We start from the raw sequence: 19,539 nt of genomic DNA, 5'->3' as shown, positions 1-19,539 counted from the left end.
TCAGTTGCAAATGTAATGGTTTAGTTTTTGTTTGCAACCGATTGCTTTTTTAGGATGAATTCCTTCCAAGTGCCTTCGCGATCGCCTCCAGGTGTTCGTTGAAAGCACTTAACTGTGTGAGCATCTGCCCGGACGTATCGTTTGCTTCCAGTCCGCTGAACCTGTTGTTCTTTCTAAAAACTTCCACAATCTGTTGCCAGCGTGTGGCCTCCTCAGGAGCAAGGAATCCCGCGATCTCTTTCAATTTGAGGAGGTTGGCTTCCGCATCGGAAGTAAGCGTTTGAGATTCACCGTCGTAATGAGAACGGATAAGCATGCGTACTTCCTCCTCGTTCATTAACGGCACCACTTTGCCCACCATTCTATTCATGTTGCGGTATGAACCCTGCAACTTAAATGGCGGTTCGGTTCTGTATGCGTCTTTCATGGCTGCACTGGCGATATAGTGGGCATTCACTTTAACAACAATGTCCCTTATGCGCAATACACTTTTCAACACAGCAATGGCGTCTTCAGTTTCCTGCCGGTTGTAGTTACCTTCCAGTTCGGGTAGCAATTCGCTGTTGGTTTCAACGTAATTGATCAGTTTATACAAATCATCGAAACTTCGGCCGGCAATGCGCTGGAGGTAAATATTCTCGGCTATGGCGTTTTCGACCAGACTAAGTTTAAAGAGCTGATCAGATCCGCCGATCACATCACCGAGGTTATACACATCGGCCCGGTTGGCGAGCATATCTGGTATTTTGAATTGCTCTCCGCTTTCTGTGTAAGGGTTTCCGGCCATTACCACACAAAAGCGTTTTCCCCGCAGGTCATAAGTTTTGCTGTCGCCTTCAAAGATGCCATCCATCTTGCGTTGTCCATCCGCGAGGGAGATGAATTTTTGCAGGAATTCGGCGCTGCAATGCTGGATATCATCAATGTACAACATCACGTTATCCGCCATTTCAAACGAAAGGTTGATCTTCTTCAATTCTTCCCTTGCGCCTGATGTGGTGGCTTCCAGCGGATCGATTGAAGTAATCTGATGTCCGATCGTAGGGCCGTTGATCTTTACAAAATGTAATCCCATCGTTTTGGCCAGGTACTCCATCAGGGTTGTTTTACCGTAACCCGGTGGCGATACCAGCAGCAGCATGCCCATCCTGGCCGTACGTTTATCATCTCCCGCAGCCCCGATCTGCTTCGCAAGATTGGCGCCGATCAGTGGGAAATACACTTCGTTGATTAGTCGGTTCCTTACGAATGAACTCAGCACTTTCGGTTCGAACTCGGCAATCTTCAACTGCTGTTTGTACGCCTTCACCAATCGCTCCTTTTCCTGGTTGAACGCCGTAAAAGCAGGCACGATCGTTTCTGAATATGTTTGCATTTTCTGAAGGAACCTGTGGTAATGCAACAGGTATTTTCCTCCTTCCATAATAACGGCGTGCGTACCCTTCATGCCTTCCAGCCATAGATGGTCCGATGCCGGCCGTTCACGGTAAGGATGGTCCCTGAAAAGCAAGAGGCAAACGGTTTCCTCTACATAAAATTCATCTGTCTCCGTTGTTTGTGCTGAAAGAAAAGCCCGGAGCCAACTGTAGATGATGTGGAACCGCTCTTCAACAGAGAACATGGTATTAGCGGCTTCCTGTTCAAAAATTTCAGTCCGCTTCACGGAGAAAAGATGATCCCTGAAAGCCTTCTTAAGGTGAACAGCCTGTTCGCTGCAGGTAAAATTCCCGGAACCGGAGAACTCTCTGTACAAATAATGTGCAACGGAAGAAGGGTTTATGGCAGCACCGGAACCCATCTGTTTGTGATACTGTTCAACGATCTCCTTTTCCACGAATGCCGCACGTTGTCCGCCAGGGAAACTTTGTTCAATAGCATATGCCGCGGCGATCAGTTGCAGCAGCCTGTTTTGTGTATTTTCATCTAAGGAGAACCAAAACAACTGCGCTGCCACGCGGACTGCCGGCGCGAATTCAAGAATGCCCAGTTCATCCCGCAGTTTTTTCAGCCCGTTAAAAATAAGCAGGGCATCCGTATTGTGCACCCCTTTCATGTACGCGGCCGCGTAATCACGCTCCGTGCGTTCGTTAATAAAAGCTTCCGCATCCCATGGTGCAGGATGTTTATTATTTTCAACCAAGGTTTGGTGCGCCAGGTATTCGGAACGGTACACTTCAATGTTTTCCGAAACCAGTTCCTGCTCCCATATCGAACGGTACGTGTACAAAGTTTCCGCGGTCACTTCCTTGTAAAAACCGGTACCCGTGAGGTGAAAGAAAAGCCGTTCATTCCTCCGGACAATAGTGAGGTCGAGCACCTGCTTGTTGACGACGAACTTGTACGGACCCAGCGCGATCACATTCTGCCCGTTGGCGAACAGGTCCGTTTTGTCTTTCAGGTTGCGGAGCGCAGTTTCCTGCGCCACTTTCAGAAGGTTATCCAGGTTTTCCGCTTTGGCTACATCGCCAAGCGTCCGCAATTCTTCTGACAATCCACGTATTTTATCGATCATCAGATCGGTGGAAAAGAACGCGTAAATACTTTCTTTATCGGTGAACGACTGTGCTTTGTTCTCAATGTTTTTCAGTACCCTGACACCAATCTGTTCAAGTGCGGCGCTGCGTTTATTGAGCTGGGCCACCAGAAGGTCTTTCTTACCATTAAACGCTTTAATGACCTCATCCCGTTTATCGGCGATCTTCCCGACAAACTCCTCGAAATCCGCGAACTTACTTTCCAGCTCCTCCACCTGTATACTGATCTTCGTAAAATATTCCTCACATTTTTCGGGAGAAGTGGAGAGGTCCAGGAAATTGACAATGCTCTGGTCGAGTAAAGTCAGCTGTGCATAAAATTCGCTCGTGGATTCTTTCGTGCGCAACGCGGTGGTGGTACGCACCAGTTCGGCCTTTACTTCATTCAGGGAAGCGAAGATGAGCGATATCTTTTCGATGATCTTCGTCGCCTGTGTGGTATCTTCTATTTTTAAGCTGTTCAGGATATCGATCAGCATTTCCAATCCTGTTGCGATCCCTTTCACAGCCTCTTCCACAGGCACCGCGTCAATTACTTTGGCAACGGCTGAAGCCGCTTTTTTCTGTTCGGCCACTCGTTTTTCATAAGGCGCAAGCGCCTCTTCCTTCAGCAAAAAATGAATCGTATCCTCAGACAGCCGGGCGTTGTATTGTTGCAGTAAGGTTTTCAGTTCTTCCACCGCCGGCACGTCCATATACCTGACGTTGAGCAGGTCAATCACCGCGCCCTGCATGTTCCTGGTGGCGGCCAGCAGGTCCACCAGTTGATCAAGCGAACTGATGGACGCGTTCTTTACATCCACCACCAGTTGATCCACTCTTTTGCGCACGGCATCCAGCGTATCTTTCGCGTGTTTGCGCTGGGCCTGCACTTTCGCGAATTCATCGATCGCGGTGTCCGCGATATCCCTGATCTGCGTTAAAGGAGCGGCCAGGTTGAACGTGGCATCGTCCCTGATCCAGAAGTAAGCGTCGAGGATATCATTGGCCCGCTTGTAAACGTCTTCATAGAGCGCCTCGTAACTGTCTTCTTTCTGCAACAACTGAATTACTTCCTGGCTCTCGCTCATCGCGCTCACGATGTCCTTGTTGCCGATCTTAAACAACACGTTTCCACTCATCGCGGTGTTCTCCTCCAAAGCCAATGTATAGGGCGTTTGCCAGATCTGCACCTGGTGGTGCCTTACCGCTTCCGGCTCCGAACGGAAATACACCAGCATACCATCATCAAATACCGTGAACCCGTTGCAAACGATGGGCGTTTCCACCTGTTGCTGTATCATATTGTACGACATCAGCACATAGGTGTTCAGCACACGCTGGTAAAAAACGTACAGGAAATCCTCACCATTTGGGGAGGCGATGCTGCGTACGAATTCAAGTTCAGTAAGGTCCGATTCAAAAAGCTTGTATTCTCCGTTCTGGAGGTAATAACCGTTGGGGAAGATAATGCCCTGGTTGTCGGGCAACAACACACCCGCATCCAGCAAAGAAGGGATGGGCATCACCTGTTTGGTCCGTACATTAAAGATGTAGGCGCGAAAATCTTCCTGGTAGGGTTTTATCTTGATAGGAACCAGGTTGCCCAGGTCTCCGTAATAGTATTCCGCATCATCGAGTTGCTGGTCTTTGTTAAGGACAGGATCGGAGAAGATACCCTTTCCTGTATCCGTGTTGTTTTCGATCTTAAAAGTAACATCTCCGTTTAGTGCTTCTATGAACACCTTATCCATCACCGAGATGTGGGGATGAACGCCGAGCCTCCGGTTGCTGAGGTCGGTTTTGATCCAGTTAAAATCGTACTGCGGCGCTTTTTTCACCTCGTGTACGCTCCTGTCGTCCACATAAAAAAGCTGGTCGTTTTTTATCAGCCATTTGAACGCCTTCCTGTCGTCGGCGCTTTTGCCTGTCTGGAAGATCATGTAGAGATAGTGCTCCGTTTTGGTGAATCTGGCGAAAATGGAGTCTCTGTAATATTTATACAGGTTGGTAAAATCGGTGATGAAATTTTCATCTTCGATCAGCGTGAGTGGTTGCGGTTCAAAGTGATCGCCGGTAAATTTGTAGATGCTGAACACATCGCTGAGGCGGATGTCTTCGCGCAAACCGAAATGTACATTATAAGCGAATAGGGTGAGTTCCCCGAACGCCATAATACCCCTTGCCACGCCATTGTTACCGGTGGTAATGCGCTGGTTGGCCACAAGGCGGAAGCCGGAGGAACTGAATATTTCCTTCCGTGCGGCGTTCAGTTGCGCGAGCCGCTGCGCGAGTTCGATCCGTTGCTGCTCCAGCCGGCTCCGGATGATTTCGTAAGTACCGGAATCTAATATCGTTGTTGTGTTTTCAGTACTTGCCATGCTTGAATACTTTCTGAAGCGAACTAAGTGATAAGGTGGAAGGATTTTTTCACGCGATTGCTTTGTATCTCGCAAAGACGCGCTGCTTCCTGCTTCGTGCCTCGCAGCCTTGCGGCCTCGCAGGAGCAAAGACGCAAGGAGCGGTTCAATTGCACCGGCACTTTGCGTCTTTGTAAAACTTTACAATTTCTTATTAGAAATGCCCAGGCTGCTGGCGAGGTTCGCGAGGTTCAGCAGCATTGGCCTGTCTCCTTCTGAACTCTGTTGCTGCATCTTCAAAATTAAACTGGAAATGGTCAGGTTCTTGATATCATTGGTACTGATATTGTATTTCTCCGCGAAACCGCGGATACGTTCCAACAGGTCGCCGCTGTTGGAACCATCGCCTATGAGCGCGGTTTTCAATTGAGTAGCGTTCTCACTCTCATTGATGAGGCGGTCAAATCCTTTGGCGTTGGAAATCTGGTTGACGATGTTCTGGAAGAACATGGTTTCTCCACCCACGATATCGATATTCGCTGACCTGAGCGCTTCGGCCAGCACACCAGCCTGCGCGTCGGCGATATCTTTTTGAATATTGATTTGCGCCAGGGCGATGTCTTTCTCTTTGGTGAGCAGGAGTTTGAATTCTTCATGGTCCTTCCCAACAGCATCCAGCTTCTTCATGGCTTCGGCTTTTTCTTCTATGCCCGCGGCTTCGGCAAGCGCTTTCTCTTTGGTAACCTCGGCCTGCGTTAAGCCTTCCTTGCGTCTCGCCTCAGCGATCTTCTCGATCACGGAAGCATCCACGGTACCCTGCCTTTCCGCAGCTTCGGCTTTGGCCATCATCACTTCGGCTTCAGACAAGCCAAGTGTAGCTTCTTCACGCGCCTGCGCTTCGGCCAGTATTTTGCGGGCCTCCGCTTCTTTTACAGCCGCCTCTTTCTTCGCTTCAGCGTCGATGATCATTTGTTTGGCCCTTTCTTCCGCGGCTTTTTTCTCAGCTTCCGCCTGCTTCACGGTATAGATGAGTTTTTCCTCCGCCTGCTGACTGGCCTGTGTGATACCTACGCTTTTTTCGCGCTCCACGGCACGAAAAGCTTCGATGTCTTTTAACCCCTGCTGCTCTTCCACCACGCCTTTTTCCAAACGCACACGATCCCTGATCACATCCTGGATATTTTTCTTCTCCACTTCAAGGGTCTTCTCTTTTTCGATCTGAGCGAGGGTTACGATTTTTTCCCTTTCGGTCGCTTCCAGTGCGCGGTCCTTTTCCACCCTTTCTGTTTCCACCGCATCGGTACGTTGTTTGTTCTTTTCAGCGATGATGATCTGGCGCAGTTTGTTCTCCTCCTGGATGGCCAGGGATTCATCGGTTCTGATGCGCACGGTTTCCGCTTTCAGCCGCTCTTCTTCCCGCACTTTCACGATCTCGGCATTCTCACGCGCCCGGATGTTATCGATCTCTCTGCGCTGCTTCTCTTCTTTTTCGGCCATCTGGCGCTCCAGCTCCAGGATGGCTTCTCTCGCCTCCACGTTCTGCTTCTTGATCACTTTCTCTTCCTCCCGCTTGATCAGGTTCGCCTTGATGTTCTGTTCGGCGGTGAGTTCAGTGATCTTTTTGATGCCTTGTGAATCGAGGATATTCTGCGGACTTAAAAAAGTGATTTCCGTTTGCTCCAGGTAGTCGATAGCGCAATCGTCCAGGATATACCCGTTCAGATCGGTACCGATGATGTTCAGTATTTCCGTTCTGAATTCCCTGCGGGCTTCGTACAATTCTATGAAGTCGAATTTCTTGCCCACTGTTTTCAGCGCTTCAGAAAATTTCGCTTCGAAAAGGTTGCGTAAAGTATCCACATCACTGGCTCTGTCGGTACCAATGATCTGCGCCACATTCAGCACATCATCCACATTTTTGTTTACCCGCACAAAGAAGGCCACTTTGATGTCGGCACGGATGTTATCCTTACAGATCAGGCCGTCGTGTTCCATCCGGTCTATCTGCAATTTCTTTACAGAAATATCCATGATCTCCATTTTATGCAGGATGGGGATCACATACATTCCTTTGTTGAAGGCTACCTTACCGCCACCCACACCGGTACGCACAATGGCTTTCCCCTGCGGAATTTTCTTGTAGAATGTAGCGAAAGCGAAGAGAATAATAAAGACGAAAAATACAATGCCGCCAATGAAGAGCAGGCTGACACCACCGAGCATTCCCATAGATTAAATTGATTTAAGGTTAATGATGTGTTCTGTTTAGAAAGGGGTTTTATTCTACTATACTACATTGTTTAAATTAATTTCCGGCACCACGAGGTAATATTTTTTATCGGGCGACTCATCTGAGATCATTACTTCCGCATCATAAGCAAGTGTTTCACCGGTTTTACTTTTTACGTTTACCCGGAGCACATCGCCCTGGATCACCAGTTCAGCGGCTCCGATCGTATCTCCCGCAATAGTGGACCGCATACGGGCTACCCGTCCCATTATCTCCTGGGCTTCTTCTCCGTTATATCCCATGGCATTGTACACTTTAACGAGCGGTTTGGTGGCATAACGTGTGACAAAAAAAGCCACGAGAAAAACCGGCAGCAGGATGAACACCGATTTCCACCCCCAACCCGCCAGTCCCAGGGCTATAGAAGAAACCAGTGTGATGATCCACGCGAGGAACTTAAACATCGAATACACTACCATAAACGGCACTTTTCCGATGTTCACGTAATCCATCGCTTTTTGTAGCATTGACTTATCGCCTACCGAATCCCCGAGGTCCGTATCAGTATCCGTGTCAACATCAGCGCCGTCGACTTCTATTCCGGCATCAGCGCCCGCTTCCCCGAACAGATCGCCGGCAATGAAAGTGAACAACCAATACACGGCGGTAATGCCGGTAAGCACGGTCATTATTGCGTTACTGAGCGGATGGAAGAGCAGGTCAAATATTCCGGACATATATTAAAGAGAATTTACTGGATACCTAGTTTTTCTTTGATGGCCTGAAGGTCTTTTTCAATGGACAGTGTATCATCTTTCAGGAATTTATCCAACTCATCTTTCATGCTGTGTTTACTCCGGGCAATCTCACCATAAGCCTGCGATAAAGCTTCCTGGTCCTCAACCTTGGCCTTCATCCTTTCGAGCATGGCGATGGTCCCGTTATTGTCCAGTTGCGCCAGTTGTTTGTTCACCTGTTCCGTTGCCTTACTCACTTTCACCCTTGCTTTCAGCGTCCGCAATTCCTTCTCCCACTTTTCCAGGTTCTCTCTTAATATTTCGGTATTCCTGAGCATTTCCCTGGACGACTGCTGCAGGGCCGTTACCTGCTGGCCAAGTTCTTCCGATTCGGCATAAAACTTCCGGCGCAAAGAAAGGGCCTCCCTGGCCAGTTCTTCCGCTTTCCCGATCTCTACTTGTCCGGCCTGCGCCTTCTGCATAATCAAGATAGCTTTTTCCGCATAATTCATGGACTCTTTCTGGCAGTGCGCCTGGTCATTTTCGGTCCGTATGGCCAGGGCCTTCACTTTTGCATATGCTTCAGTTGCCTCGGTAAGGTCTTCTCTCAGTTCCCTCAACCCTTGCTCCGTCATTTTAACGGGATCTTCCATTTTTTCAACCGCGGCATGTATTTCTGCCTGCCCGATCCGCAATAATCTTTTGAAGATGTTCATGGCTGACGCTTTTACTTGTTTACAATTTTGAAAAGTCGATGATCTGCTGCGCATACTCACTCAACAGCAGCCCCAGTGAGTTAATCGCGCCTTCGAACTCATTGAAATTGATGTTCTCCAATTGCATGGTATACCTGAAAAGCACTTTGTTTCCTTCTTCATTGATCACAAAAGCGCCATGGATGGTATCCCTGTTCTTCTGAAGCAGTTTCTTGAACATGTCGGGATGGTCGTCCCGGAAGGAAAAAAGAAACTGCTCCATGATCAGGATCGGCGGAGCGATCCCGATGATCAGGTTATTGATCCCGTCGGCTTCGTTGTCGAGTTTCAGTATGCCGCTTTGCGCGTCCTTGTAAATGATCCGGCAATGAAGCCTTTCAGCGAACCCTTCAATCAACTCAAAATGATTCATCGGCTTTAATTTCAACTTTCGAAAACAAATCTACAAACAGCAATTTAAAATTGCAAATTAAATTAGCATAAAAGATAAAAAAATTACCCCTATATTTGCCCTGATGACAAAAATCGGAGCAAACATCAAAAAGATACGCACCACCAAAGGCCTGAGCCAGCAGTCCTTTGCCGATCTGTTTGACCTCACGAGAGGTAATATTTCCTCTTACGAAGAAAACAGGGCCGAACCGAGAATAGAAACGGCGGTCCGAATTGCCAATTATTTTTGCATCCCCTTGGAGAAGTTCATCAACGAGCAACTTACCATCAACGAGATACTCCAGTTCAATGGCGATAAACTATTGGTGGAAGAAACCCAACTGACTCAACTTCATTTACGCGAAATCCCTTTCATCAACGACAATATCTACATCAGGTGCAGCTACCAGGAACTTGCCTTCAACGACTGGACGGCCTTTCCCAAACTGGTACTTCCGGAAACCACCCGCAATCACCTGATCGCCCTTACCTTCAACCATAATATTCCCCATCACGCTGCGCTTCCGCAATACCAGGTGCACGATGTGCTGATCTTTGAAGAAGTAACCCAACAAAACATTCACCTGTGTCAGCATAAAACCGGGCTGTATACTTCCGAAAAAGAGATTATGCTCGGACGCTACGAAATGAATCCTCCCGAAATCCACCTCGTATTAAACGAGTTCAGAAAGCAGGCCTTCGATTTCAGCCAGCCCAAACTTTTCTGGAAGTTATTTGCTGTATATCAACACGTTCTGTAAAGTCGAGAAAAATAAGTGTAAAATACACGCTTTTGCACTTGCAAAAGTGCAATCGATTTCATAAATTGAAGTGCCATTTGACCTAACGACCTTGCTATGCCAGCTATTCAACCTTTCCTGTGCCTTACGGCTATTCCTTTTACTCCGCAATGCACGCGGATACAAAGTAATATTGACCCTCTCTTCATTTTCCCTCTTTTACATTCCAGAAAGCTTCGCGCTATCATCATTCCAAAAGCAAGGGCTTATTGTTTACCGGCTTATGGCTGCTCTGCTGTAAACCTTCATTTTTCATAAAAAACACAAATCTTATGCAACGCAAACAATTGTTTTTCAGCCTTTGCCTTCTTCTTGGTTTTAGCGGAGCCTTCGCTTCAGGTCCGGGTCCACTCCCCGCGGGTAAAACGCCTACTGGTGACCTACTCTTTCTTTCTCCTGCTCCTTCGGCATCCGCGGAAATCTCCGTGGCGCCAGCTACTACATTTGCATTTTATGGTATCAATGGAATGGGACTGGACATGAACATCCTTGTTACCAATACCAGCACGTATGCCAGCCAGTTCTACGTATTGCCTGCGCTTAGCTATTACCGCACTTTTCTTGGCGACCTGGAGCCAGGATACTACAATATTAGCGTGACATCCTCCCCCTACCCCAGTTTCTTTACCGTATACGCATCGGGACAATCCGGTTTGGGCGGGATAAATAATGTACTGCTGAACGCATCAAACGATCAGATGGTAATTACTTACTAACGGCTTTGTATACAGGCTATCTTTTTACCGGATCAATCTTCCGTTTAAAAGATAGCCTGTTCTTTTATCCACCTGCGTATCAACTGTAACAATAAGGCTATTGCTTCGGCAAATGATCCTTGACGATAACGGTCCAGTCTTTCTTGCCAAAACCTTTTCCGATCCATTCATCCATCACTTTTGCCACGGCAGGAATCACCGTAAGTTCCTTTCCGCCCTTTGCCGCTTCTTCCATCATCAACCGGGCATCTTTACGGGCCATCTGCAACTCCCAGGACGGTTCATCGAAAGGAGCCGAAACAATCCGTTCGTACCTGCCTGGCGCCAAAGCGCCCGGGTTCCAGGAAGCGAAAAGTTCACTGATCGCTGATGGCTGTACATGCATCGCCTGCGCAGTGGCCAGCATATCGGAGAATCCTCCTGTCAGCGTAATCAGGAACATATTACCGAGTAACTTCACCGCCGCCGCCTGGCCCGGTTCGGCACCCAGTTCCACCAACTTACCCGTCATAGGCGCAAGCCATGGACGCAAAGGCTCCAGTAAGGAAGGCGCGCCTGCCAGCAACATCACCCCGGAGCCTTCCAAAGCGTTCGCGGGCCCCATAAACACCGGCACATGCACATAATGTATTCCCTTCGCGTTCCATTCCACCGTACGCTTACGGGCGCCTTCCACAGATGTGGTTGTATGGTCTATTACATAAGTTCCCTGTTGTAAAGCTGGCGCCGCTGCTGCGAGTACGCTATCCACGGAAGCATCATCAGACAATACCAGGTGCACCCTCGATACCCCCTGTACCGCATCGGCAGGCGTTTCCGACAGTAACGCACCTTCTTTAACCAATACCTCGGCCTTTTCTTTCGAGCGGTTCCATACTTTCACCTGTTCGCCCTTCTTCAACAACGCGCTTACAAAAGCGCTGCCCAATAGTCCTGTTCCCAAAAAACTGATCATAGTGGTGTATTTTAAAATCTAAGTTAGATAGGATTTATACAATTAAACGCTACGTAATACTTCTACCTCATCCACAGCAAAGTTATCCAACGCATCCGATCAGAACAAAGGTGTTTACACGGATACCCTTCGGTGTTTTTAACGCAACAACAGGCATACAATCACCGGGAAATCTGAAAAAAGAGCACAAAAAAAGCATACCAGCTTTTATTCAGCCGATATGCTCTTCATTAGCGCAATGTGTTTTCTTAGTTGATCTTTTCCAAACGCATGTCCACTTTTTTATCTTTCTTAAAATACTCCGAGATGAATATGAAACCAGGTTTTCCAGGCATCACCCGAAGTGAACTGGCAGAAGATTTAAGGTTGATTTTATCAGTGGTAAGTTTTCCTCCGTTGTAGGAAATACTATGAAAAACAGTTCCCTTGTAGTCCTTCCCTTTCTCATAATCGTTGTAACCCACTACAAAATGGGTATGATCCTTATCTGTACGGGTGAATTCATAATCGTAAGCGCCCATTGTTTTCGCGCCCAGTGCCAGCAGGTGCGGCGATACAAAATCGCCACCGGGCAGTGAAAACCGGTTCTTGTTCTTATCGTACACTTTTGCTTCCAGGATATCAAATTCTTTATTGAACTTCACCAGTACCATATCGGTAATATCCAGGCGGGTTGTGCTCACCGAGCTGCTGTATCCTCCCATTGCCGCCAGGGCCACGGTTCCGGCAATACCACCGGCGCTGGCCACACGTTTATAGCCTTCCCCCACCGCGAATATTTCGCCTGATTCCGTCTGAATGATTTTATGAAAATAGAGGTATCCGATATCATCAATTTTTCCTTTGGAACTTACCGGGAGATGCTTCGCGAAATCGGAGCTCCAGCTGTTGTATTTTTGGGAAACGATTTTCCCCTTCGGATCAATGGTAACGGCCGCTATGCCCAATGTGGCGTCTTTGGCCAGTTTTGCGTCTTTATCGTAGTAAGTACCCAGTATCAGGATATTGTTCGTCCCTGTAAGTGTGGAAATGTTGATGGGCAGAAACTTATATTTTGTAAGATCATCCCGGATGTCAAACACCTTACGGCCATTGGACAGGTCGATGCCCAACAGGGAGCTTTCCATTTTGTTGGACATCATTTTTTCTTTCTTCATCACTTCAAACAGCGCAATATTCGATGTGGCGCCAAGGTACGAAGCCTGGTAAAATTTATAGCCTTCATCTTCCTGCACATAGGTGATCTGCTTTTTGGTATCACTGCGGAAGATGTTCACTTCAAAAGAATAATCCCTTCCGCTCCTCAAAGGGATCACCGACACATAGCCTTTATCGGCCACGTCATACAGGAACTTGTTCTGCCCTTCCTCTTCATTCATTTTCATAGCCGGAAGCGCGGAAAGATAGGCCAGCGACCTTTTATCGATCTCCTTCAGATAGGTGTATTTCAGTTTACCATCCAACCCATACACTTTAGACGTGAATGTTTTCATTTTTTTGTTGAAGAACATAAACATCAGTGAATTCTGGTTGAAAGAAGTTTCCATCAACTGGTCATCCTTATCCGACTGAAAAACGATGTTCTTGATGGGTGCAAGATTTTCATCGATGATCTGAATGGTATATTCATTGGTGTTCTTGTCTACCTTATCAGAGATATAGTATACAAAGTAGCCTTTCACTTCTTCCGACTCCACAATGGTTCCGAAATTCCGGAGCGAAACCGAACGGATATTGTCAATCGATAACTTTTGCTGGGCCTGGTGCGCGAAGGGCAATGCGCAGAGCAGCAATCCTGATAAAATTTTCCTGATCATGTTTACTTTGGGATTAAGGGTTTAGATGAATATAATTAATTGGTGGAAGACTGGGTCTTAAAATTGGCCGCAGCCCTTGCCATCACTTCCTGGAAATCTTTATAATGCCGGAACTTTGAACTTTCCCGCTGCATAAAATAATGATTCAGGGAGGCGATATCTGTCAGGCTAAGGTTTTGCAGGAAGCGGAGAAATTCAGCGTATTCCTGCTCCATTTCAGGATGTGGCGCATCAGCATGCTTACTCATCACATGCTCTACGCGCGCATCATACAACTGATTGAGGCATTTTCCAATCATGGTGGCCAGGTATGGACTATTGTTTTCTTTCCTGTACAATTGCAGCGCGTAAAAAAGCGCACGACCGGTTTCTTTGCTGAAAAAGCAATAATCAATGATGTCGTAATCGAAGCGGCGGCGAAGTTTTTCAAATGTGGCGCTGTTTACCACGAAGCGTTGTTTTTCCTGTGTATGATAAGCATTCACTTTAGCAGTGAGATCGGCAATACGCTTACTGCAATCGGGGTGCGTCTTTAGTGAATCCGCGGCAGCGGAGTCCTTAGCGGAACCTGCACCCGCCTGCAGCATCGCTTCCCCCAACGACCTGGAGGGCTGCCTGATCCAACGTTCCTTAAAGGGGTACTCCGGAAAATTAAATACTTCCTTCACCGAAAGTCCGGGATGTTTATGCCCGTCAATGCTGTCCAGCAATGCAAGGGCAGTCAGGGATTCCCGTATATCAAAATTCGTCCTCCGGAGAAATTCCAGCGCCAGCGAATCGGCTTCAGATTCATTGTACCGCCCATGCCTGCGGTTCTTATAAGAAACGGACTGCGCCAGTTCATTCACCGCGCGATTCTTCATATACTCCGATTTCTGGATCTCCTTTAACTGCTGCTGGAACGCCTTGGAGTTCACGGTATTCACATACTGTGCAATCCTTTTGTTGGAATGATCCAGGTAATAATGCGCAAGTTCATGACAAAGCACAAATGCCGCCTGACTTTCATTCTTCAGCCTGCTGAAGAGTCCCGCATGGAAAAGAATAGTGCCCTCTCCATAACTTGCCGCGTTGGGCACATGGTTCCGGGAAAAAAGTATCCTGGGCTGAAGGAGGGCCACCTCCGGGTTGTGTTGAAGAATGCTGGCGGAAAGCTGATCGAGGTAAGTTTTGGCTTCGCCGTCAAGCATCAGTTCCTGCTGGTCGTAAAGTTTACGGATATAGTTGAAACGCTCCGCGTATTCTTTCTCCAGTTCTTTTTTATAGGTCCCCGTCAGGTTATTTTTATCCGCTTCGAACTTGCGGGCGGTGAGCAGGAAAAGCTGCGCCTTCGCGGCCGTATCGGCCAAAGAAGAATTATACTGAAACGCTTCCTGCGCTCTTGTACACAAGGGTAAAAAAACTGCAACGAACAGCAGGACAGCAATGGGACAGGGTATGAATAAGCGCATCTGCGGCCGGGGTTTAATGGTCGTTTGCGGCAAAAGTAAGGCAAGAACAGGAAATTTGCAATGCCGACAACCACGCTAGCGCACCACCGTAACCGTTCCCTTCAGCAATATCGTTCCCCCCTCATGGCACTCGGCTTCCACCACATATACGAAAGTAGCATTGGATTGTGGCATCCTGCCTTTTACGGCACCGTTCCATCCTTTGGAGGCATCGTTCGGGGCAATATTCGCAACGGAATACACGAGCTGCCCCCAGCGGTCAAATACCTGCAACTTTTTTACCAACCGGATACCAAATCCTTTGATGAAAAAGACATCATTGTGCCCGTCTGTGTTGGGGGTAAATCCATTCGCGGGTGCCCAAAGGAAACGGTAAGTATTGCCTGATGCATTCAACGAATCCGTTTGACAAGACAGATAACCACGTCACTCTTTAATTTTAACGCGACGCGTTTATCCACTTTTATGGTGATCTAACCTGTGCTGCAGCAAACTAAATACCTACTGCTTTAAAATTCTTCCTAAGGGAATCAGCTCTGATCTATTTTTTAAAACAACCTGATAAGCACCACGAGGGAAAGACTGAATGTCAACCTTAGTCCTAATTGAGTTATTAGAAGTCTGGACACGTTGTACAACTCTGCCGGTTCCATCCATAATCAGAATAAATGTTCCCGGCTCAACAGGGGCATGCTCTACATAAAAGAAGCTGCTTGCAGGATTGGGAAATACCTTTATGTCATTTAGTTCGGTCGCCCTTACCGCCAAGGTTTTACTGAAACTATACGCACCATCGGCTTCAACAATTTTAAGCCGGTAAAAATAAAGCTTTAAATCTCCCGGCTTATCTAAATATTGATAAAATGCATGCTGTATATTCATAGCTTCTACATGAGCCACTTTACCAAAGTTATACCCATCAGCACTTTTTTGTAATTCAAAAAAGAGGACGTTTGCTTCATTCACTGTTTCCCACGAAAACTCCACTAGTTTACTTTTCACTTGCGCCGAAAACACCCTTAAAGATAAAGACAAAATAGAGGCATCTTTGGTGCCAACAAAAAATCCGCTGAACCCATTAACATCAAAGCTTATTTCCCACAAACCGCTTGTTTCATTCCAAATAATCTGGTTAATTGGAGGATCGATTTCCACTACATGGCCAGAGTATGTTCCAGGTTCACCGGTTAGGCTGGTTCCATGGAACTGAAAAATACGCAAATTGGATTCTGCACTTATGTCGCCGGGATTTCTTGGTAAAAATCCAACCCTAAGTGGATGAGAATTGAAATTATCAAAATCACGCTGAGTGAAATAAAGCGTCACGCGCCCGGTAGCTGAAGCGGCATTGTTTTCTGGCTCTATATCATAATGGCGTTGAACAAAAGGACTTCCATTATATACCTTTACTTCTGAATCGTATTTCATCGATTTTGCTATAAATCCGCTGACAGGATTACTCCCATTTGCTATTATCCGAGGTTCAGACATTGCGTTTCTCAATATAGCCACAAACGCATAATTAGAACGGTAGTCATAGTCAGTAATTATTATATCAGATTTCCCATCCCCATCCATATCGCCAGTTGATAAGGCTGTAGAAAAAATTTCAGATCCTAATGTTACATCCTGAGCTGATTCAAATGAAAAGCCACTTAAAGTGCTTTTGTTTTTAAGGATAGCGACACCATTCTGGCCTCCAGCCAAGCTCGCAAGAATATCAGGTTTTCCATCACCATCCATATCTTCTATGGCTAAATCAGAGGGCACCACTCCTGCAACCAAATTCACCGTTTCATTAAAGACTATATTTCGAGGTGTGCTAACATTTTTACAAAGAGAGATCAATCCTGGGTCAAAAAGGCTATGGCTGGCTAATAAGTCTGGTTTCCCATCCGCATCCATGTCTTTTATTTGCAAAGAATTTGGTGAAGCGTTTATCTTGATATCGGATTCTTTTACAAAACTTATATTCTGTTCTTCAGATGTATTCCTAAAAACAGAAATAGTTCCGTTGCTGTAGTTTACAGCTGCTATATCATGCTTCCCATCTCCGTCCAAATCACCAACTGCTACTGAATATGGATCTTTACCAGCTTCATAATCTACTCTTTCGCCAAACAAAATTTCACCTTCCTCTGAAATATTTCTGAAAACGGACAACTTTCCCACTGCCGCATTACAAACTACAATATCAGGCCGGCCATCCCGGTCAAAATCAGCTGTCGCTACGCTCCTGCAATGACTGATAGCGGGCAGGTCAATTTTAGGTGCTAAAGAAATAATTCCTACAGTGCTAGAATTCCTTAAAACAGATACGGAAGACCCGCCATCATTGGCAACGATTACATCAAGCTTTCCATCCCCATCAATATCTGCGGTTGCAATATCGAATGGAGAAGCGCCGGTTGAAAAATCAACCTTAGCGGCAAATGAAACAACACCGGGAGTACTTGTATTCCTTAAAACCGATAGAACACCATTTGCACCAAGTGAAAGTATCTCAGGCTTTCCATCCCCATCTATATCAGCATTACAATTATTTCCGGAATTTATTCCACCTAAAAAGGCTTTATAAGGCTCTATCAAATTCACATCCAAAACACCTAAACCAGGAAACGTTGCACAAAATTCCAATGGACTATATGCAGTCTGCCGATTAGTGGTAACAGTTACAAAATCATTGGCTGCACCCAAAGGAACAATTACGCTTAATGCATTTGTATCAGCAGCAATAACATCAGCTTTTACGGTGCCGAAATAAACAATGTTTTCAGCAGCAACAGCATTAAAATTTTCTCCATTTATAACAACTACACTTCCATATCCCGCAGACAATGGAGTAACACTTGAAATTAAAGGAACATCTGCCGGTGAAAGGAAATAGAATCCTGCCTTCTTTGCATTGCCGAAGGGAGTGTACAAACTCACATCACCTGAAGCGCCATCATCTACAGTAGCTTTAATACGTGTTGATGATAACACTTCGAAGGATTTTGCGCTGACCCCTCCGAAAAACACATCTGCCACCTCGTGAAATGAGGTTCCTTCAATAGTAACAACTGTTCCCCTTCTAGCTGTTTGTGGCGAGAATTTTTCAATAGCCGGCGGATATAAAAAAGTGAATCCCTGCAGACTATCAACCCCGGCATCTGATTCAACCATTACATAACCAGTCCCCCCAACTCCAACAATAGCAGTGGCTGCACTATCTGAATCAATAGTAAATTCACTTGCTGCAACCCCTCCAAAAGTTATACTTCTTACCCCAGTAAAATTTCGTCCTTTTAATGACACCTCTGTTCCGGCAAGACCGCTTGATGGGGAATAACTCCTAATAATTGGCGCATCAATAGTGTTTTTTAGCACTACGATTTTTGATACATTTTGATTTCCTCCAATTATATCCGGACGGCCATCTTTGTTTACATCTGTACTTAGAAAAGAACGGTCCAAATTAAAAGAACCTATAACATTTTCACCTTTCAAAAACATGACTTCGCCAAACCCAGAGTAGTTTTTCAGAAACGCAATCGAGTCAGTTTGATTATTTACCGCAATGTCCACTTTACCATCGCCATTAAAATCATTGGCAATAAGCATTGCCGGAGAAGGGGGAAGATCATATGAATATTCCTGAAAATACAAAACCTGAGGAACTCCAATATTCATAAATACATTCAACTTCCCGTCAGCATTTATTGAAATAAGATCCAGGCTATTATCTCCGTTCAATTCCGCCGCTAACACACCCCTGCCCGGAAGTGTCAAACTTTTTTCAAAGCTTCCTGTTCCTTCAGCATACCCATTTCTAAATACTTCAACGCCATTGCTATTGCCTACAATTATTTCCTCATCGTAGTCTCCATCTAAATCTGCAAGTATAATACGATCAGGATAAGGCATTGTTGGATAGTCAACACGATTTCCAAAAGAAACAATACCTGCCTCAGACAAATTATACAGGATGGATATTGTATGTGCGACAAAGTTTGCGACCACAATATCTGGTTTCCCATCGCCATTTAATTCACCCACTGAAAGATATCCGGGCCCTGAACCAGTTGTAAAGCTTCCGGCTTCTGAAAAAGAAATCTGTCCAGCCAGTGATGTATTGATAAAAACAGATACTGTGTGTGATTCACTATTCGTAGCCGCAATGTCCAATCTTCCATCGCCGTCAACATCACCAAGCGACAAGAACAAAGGAGCTAATTCCGTTGGAAGATTAACCACTTCCGAGTAAGCAAAAGGTTCGTTAGCAGACAAATTTCTTAACACAGACACTCCGTATGGGTACTCTCCCTTTACTGCAACTACATCAGGGTATCCATCCCCGTCAAGATCACCAGATGCAAGACCATGCGGGGGGGCCGCTATAACAGCTTCTTTCCTGACTTGAAAGGAAGATTTTCCTATTTCATCCCCTCCCTGAAAGGTATAAGTAAAAGGTATGTTCGAATAACATGTTAGCCCGTTCGTGGTCACAGATATCTGTTGATACGCTGCACCAGAGGGAACGGATACCTTTAGGCTGCTGCCCGTAGCAGCATGAACAACAGCGTTTGTTCCCCCAAATTTTACAATGTTTTGTTCCGGAACAGTACTGAAATTTTTTCCATATAGAGTAATGAGTGCGCCGGCATTACCGCTTGCAGGATAAAAAGAGAAGATGGAAGGCTGAGAAAATGAGTTTAGACTACTAAGCGATGTGAAAATGAAAAGACAAAAAAATCTCAACGAAGGAACAGATAATCCAATCCACATAGTTATAGATTAAAAACTTAGAAAAAGGATATCTGCTTTAATATT

General features: G+C 46.1%; 12 protein-coding genes. 2 read left to right on the top strand and 10 right to left on the bottom strand.

Going from position 1 to position 19,539, the window contains the following annotated elements; translation table 11 throughout:
* Positions 1-49 precede the first annotated feature (49 nt).
* From M4J38_RS14595 to M4J38_RS14575, 5 genes are all read right to left on the bottom strand, one after another.
* Positions 50-4,894, bottom strand: a complete 4,845-nt coding sequence (locus M4J38_RS14595) for a DNA repair ATPase (RefSeq protein ID WP_251760397.1) — start codon at positions 4,892-4,894, stop codon at positions 50-52.
* Between the two features lie 180 nt (positions 4,895-5,074).
* Positions 5,075-7,102 (bottom strand): SPFH domain-containing protein, encoded by a 2,028-nt coding sequence (locus tag M4J38_RS14590; RefSeq protein WP_251760396.1) that lies wholly within the window; start codon positions 7,100-7,102, stop codon positions 5,075-5,077.
* A gap of 57 nt (positions 7,103-7,159) precedes the next feature.
* A complete protein-coding gene (locus tag M4J38_RS14585; protein ID WP_251760394.1) occupies positions 7,160-7,840 on the bottom strand; it encodes an OB-fold-containig protein in 681 nt (226 codons plus the stop codon).
* Between the two features lie 14 nt (positions 7,841-7,854).
* Positions 7,855-8,556 (bottom strand): PspA/IM30 family protein, encoded by a 702-nt coding sequence (locus tag M4J38_RS14580; RefSeq protein ID WP_251760393.1) that lies wholly within the window; start codon positions 8,554-8,556, stop codon positions 7,855-7,857.
* A gap of 19 nt (positions 8,557-8,575) precedes the next feature.
* Positions 8,576-8,968, bottom strand: a complete 393-nt coding sequence (locus M4J38_RS14575; protein WP_251760392.1) for a YbjN domain-containing protein — start codon at positions 8,966-8,968, stop codon at positions 8,576-8,578.
* Between the two features lie 103 nt (positions 8,969-9,071).
* Here M4J38_RS14575 and M4J38_RS14570 point away from each other — a divergent pair, with 103 nt between their 5' ends.
* Together M4J38_RS14570 and M4J38_RS14565 are read left to right on the top strand one after the other, a co-directional pair.
* A complete protein-coding gene (locus M4J38_RS14570; protein ID WP_251760390.1) occupies positions 9,072-9,749 on the top strand; it encodes a helix-turn-helix domain-containing protein in 678 nt (225 codons plus the stop codon).
* A 311-nt stretch (positions 9,750-10,060) separates the two neighbouring features.
* On the top strand, positions 10,061-10,504 hold the full coding sequence (locus tag M4J38_RS14565) for a hypothetical protein (RefSeq protein WP_251760388.1): 444 nt from the start codon (positions 10,061-10,063) through the stop codon (positions 10,502-10,504).
* A gap of 97 nt (positions 10,505-10,601) precedes the next feature.
* Here the strand turns inward: M4J38_RS14565 and M4J38_RS14560 are convergent, their stop codons facing one another.
* From M4J38_RS14560 to M4J38_RS14540, 5 genes are all read right to left on the bottom strand, one after another.
* Entirely contained in the window at positions 10,602-11,459 is an 858-nt protein-coding gene (locus M4J38_RS14560) for an NAD(P)-dependent oxidoreductase (protein ID WP_251760387.1), read from the bottom strand.
* A gap of 248 nt (positions 11,460-11,707) precedes the next feature.
* Positions 11,708-13,276 carry a DUF6770 family protein gene (locus M4J38_RS14555; protein WP_251760384.1) on the bottom strand — a complete coding sequence of 523 codons (1,569 nt, stop codon included), beginning with the start codon at positions 13,274-13,276 and terminating at the stop codon, positions 11,708-11,710.
* A 35-nt stretch (positions 13,277-13,311) separates the two neighbouring features.
* Positions 13,312-14,727: a M48 family metalloprotease gene (locus M4J38_RS14550; protein ID WP_251760382.1), complete on the bottom strand. Its 1,416-nt coding sequence runs from the start codon at positions 14,725-14,727 to the stop codon at positions 13,312-13,314.
* Positions 14,728-14,802: 75 nt separating this feature from the next.
* A complete protein-coding gene (locus M4J38_RS14545) occupies positions 14,803-15,123 on the bottom strand; it encodes a gliding motility-associated C-terminal domain-containing protein (RefSeq protein WP_251760381.1) in 321 nt (106 codons plus the stop codon).
* Between the two features lie 105 nt (positions 15,124-15,228).
* Positions 15,229-19,494, bottom strand: coding sequence for an FG-GAP-like repeat-containing protein (locus M4J38_RS14540; protein ID WP_251760379.1), 4,266 nt, complete (start codon positions 19,492-19,494; stop codon positions 15,229-15,231).
* Positions 19,495-19,539: the final 45 nt, after the last annotated feature.

The organism is Parasegetibacter sp. NRK P23 (assembly GCF_023721715.1).
Taxonomy (GTDB): Bacteria; Bacteroidota; Bacteroidia; order Chitinophagales; family Chitinophagaceae; genus Parasegetibacter.
The sequence above is the reverse complement of the archived record's forward strand: the minus strand, read 5'-3'. Positions and strand labels throughout refer to the sequence as shown.

Bases quoted from the DNA above. Each gene is read 5' to 3' on its own strand.
- M4J38_RS14595 (WP_251760397.1), bottom strand. From the start codon at position 4,894: ATGGCAAGTACTGAAAACACAACAACGATATTAGATTCCGGTACTTAC.
- M4J38_RS14590 (WP_251760396.1), bottom strand. From the start codon at position 7,102: ATGGGAATGCTCGGTGGTGTCAGCCTGCTCTTCATTGGCGGCATTGTA.
- M4J38_RS14585 (WP_251760394.1), bottom strand. From the start codon at position 7,840: ATGTCCGGAATATTTGACCTGCTCTTCCATCCGCTCAGTAACGCAATA.
- M4J38_RS14580 (WP_251760393.1), bottom strand. From the start codon at position 8,556: ATGAACATCTTCAAAAGATTATTGCGGATCGGGCAGGCAGAAATACAT.
- M4J38_RS14575 (WP_251760392.1), bottom strand. From the start codon at position 8,968: ATGAATCATTTTGAGTTGATTGAAGGGTTCGCTGAAAGGCTTCATTGC.
- M4J38_RS14570 (WP_251760390.1), top strand. From the start codon at position 9,072: ATGACAAAAATCGGAGCAAACATCAAAAAGATACGCACCACCAAAGGC.
- M4J38_RS14565 (WP_251760388.1), top strand. From the start codon at position 10,061: ATGCAACGCAAACAATTGTTTTTCAGCCTTTGCCTTCTTCTTGGTTTT.
- M4J38_RS14560 (WP_251760387.1), bottom strand. From the start codon at position 11,459: ATGATCAGTTTTTTGGGAACAGGACTATTGGGCAGCGCTTTTGTAAGC.
- M4J38_RS14555 (WP_251760384.1), bottom strand. From the start codon at position 13,276: ATGATCAGGAAAATTTTATCAGGATTGCTGCTCTGCGCATTGCCCTTC.
- M4J38_RS14550 (WP_251760382.1), bottom strand. From the start codon at position 14,727: ATGCGCTTATTCATACCCTGTCCCATTGCTGTCCTGCTGTTCGTTGCA.
- M4J38_RS14540 (WP_251760379.1), bottom strand. From the start codon at position 19,494: ATGTGGATTGGATTATCTGTTCCTTCGTTGAGATTTTTTTGTCTTTTC.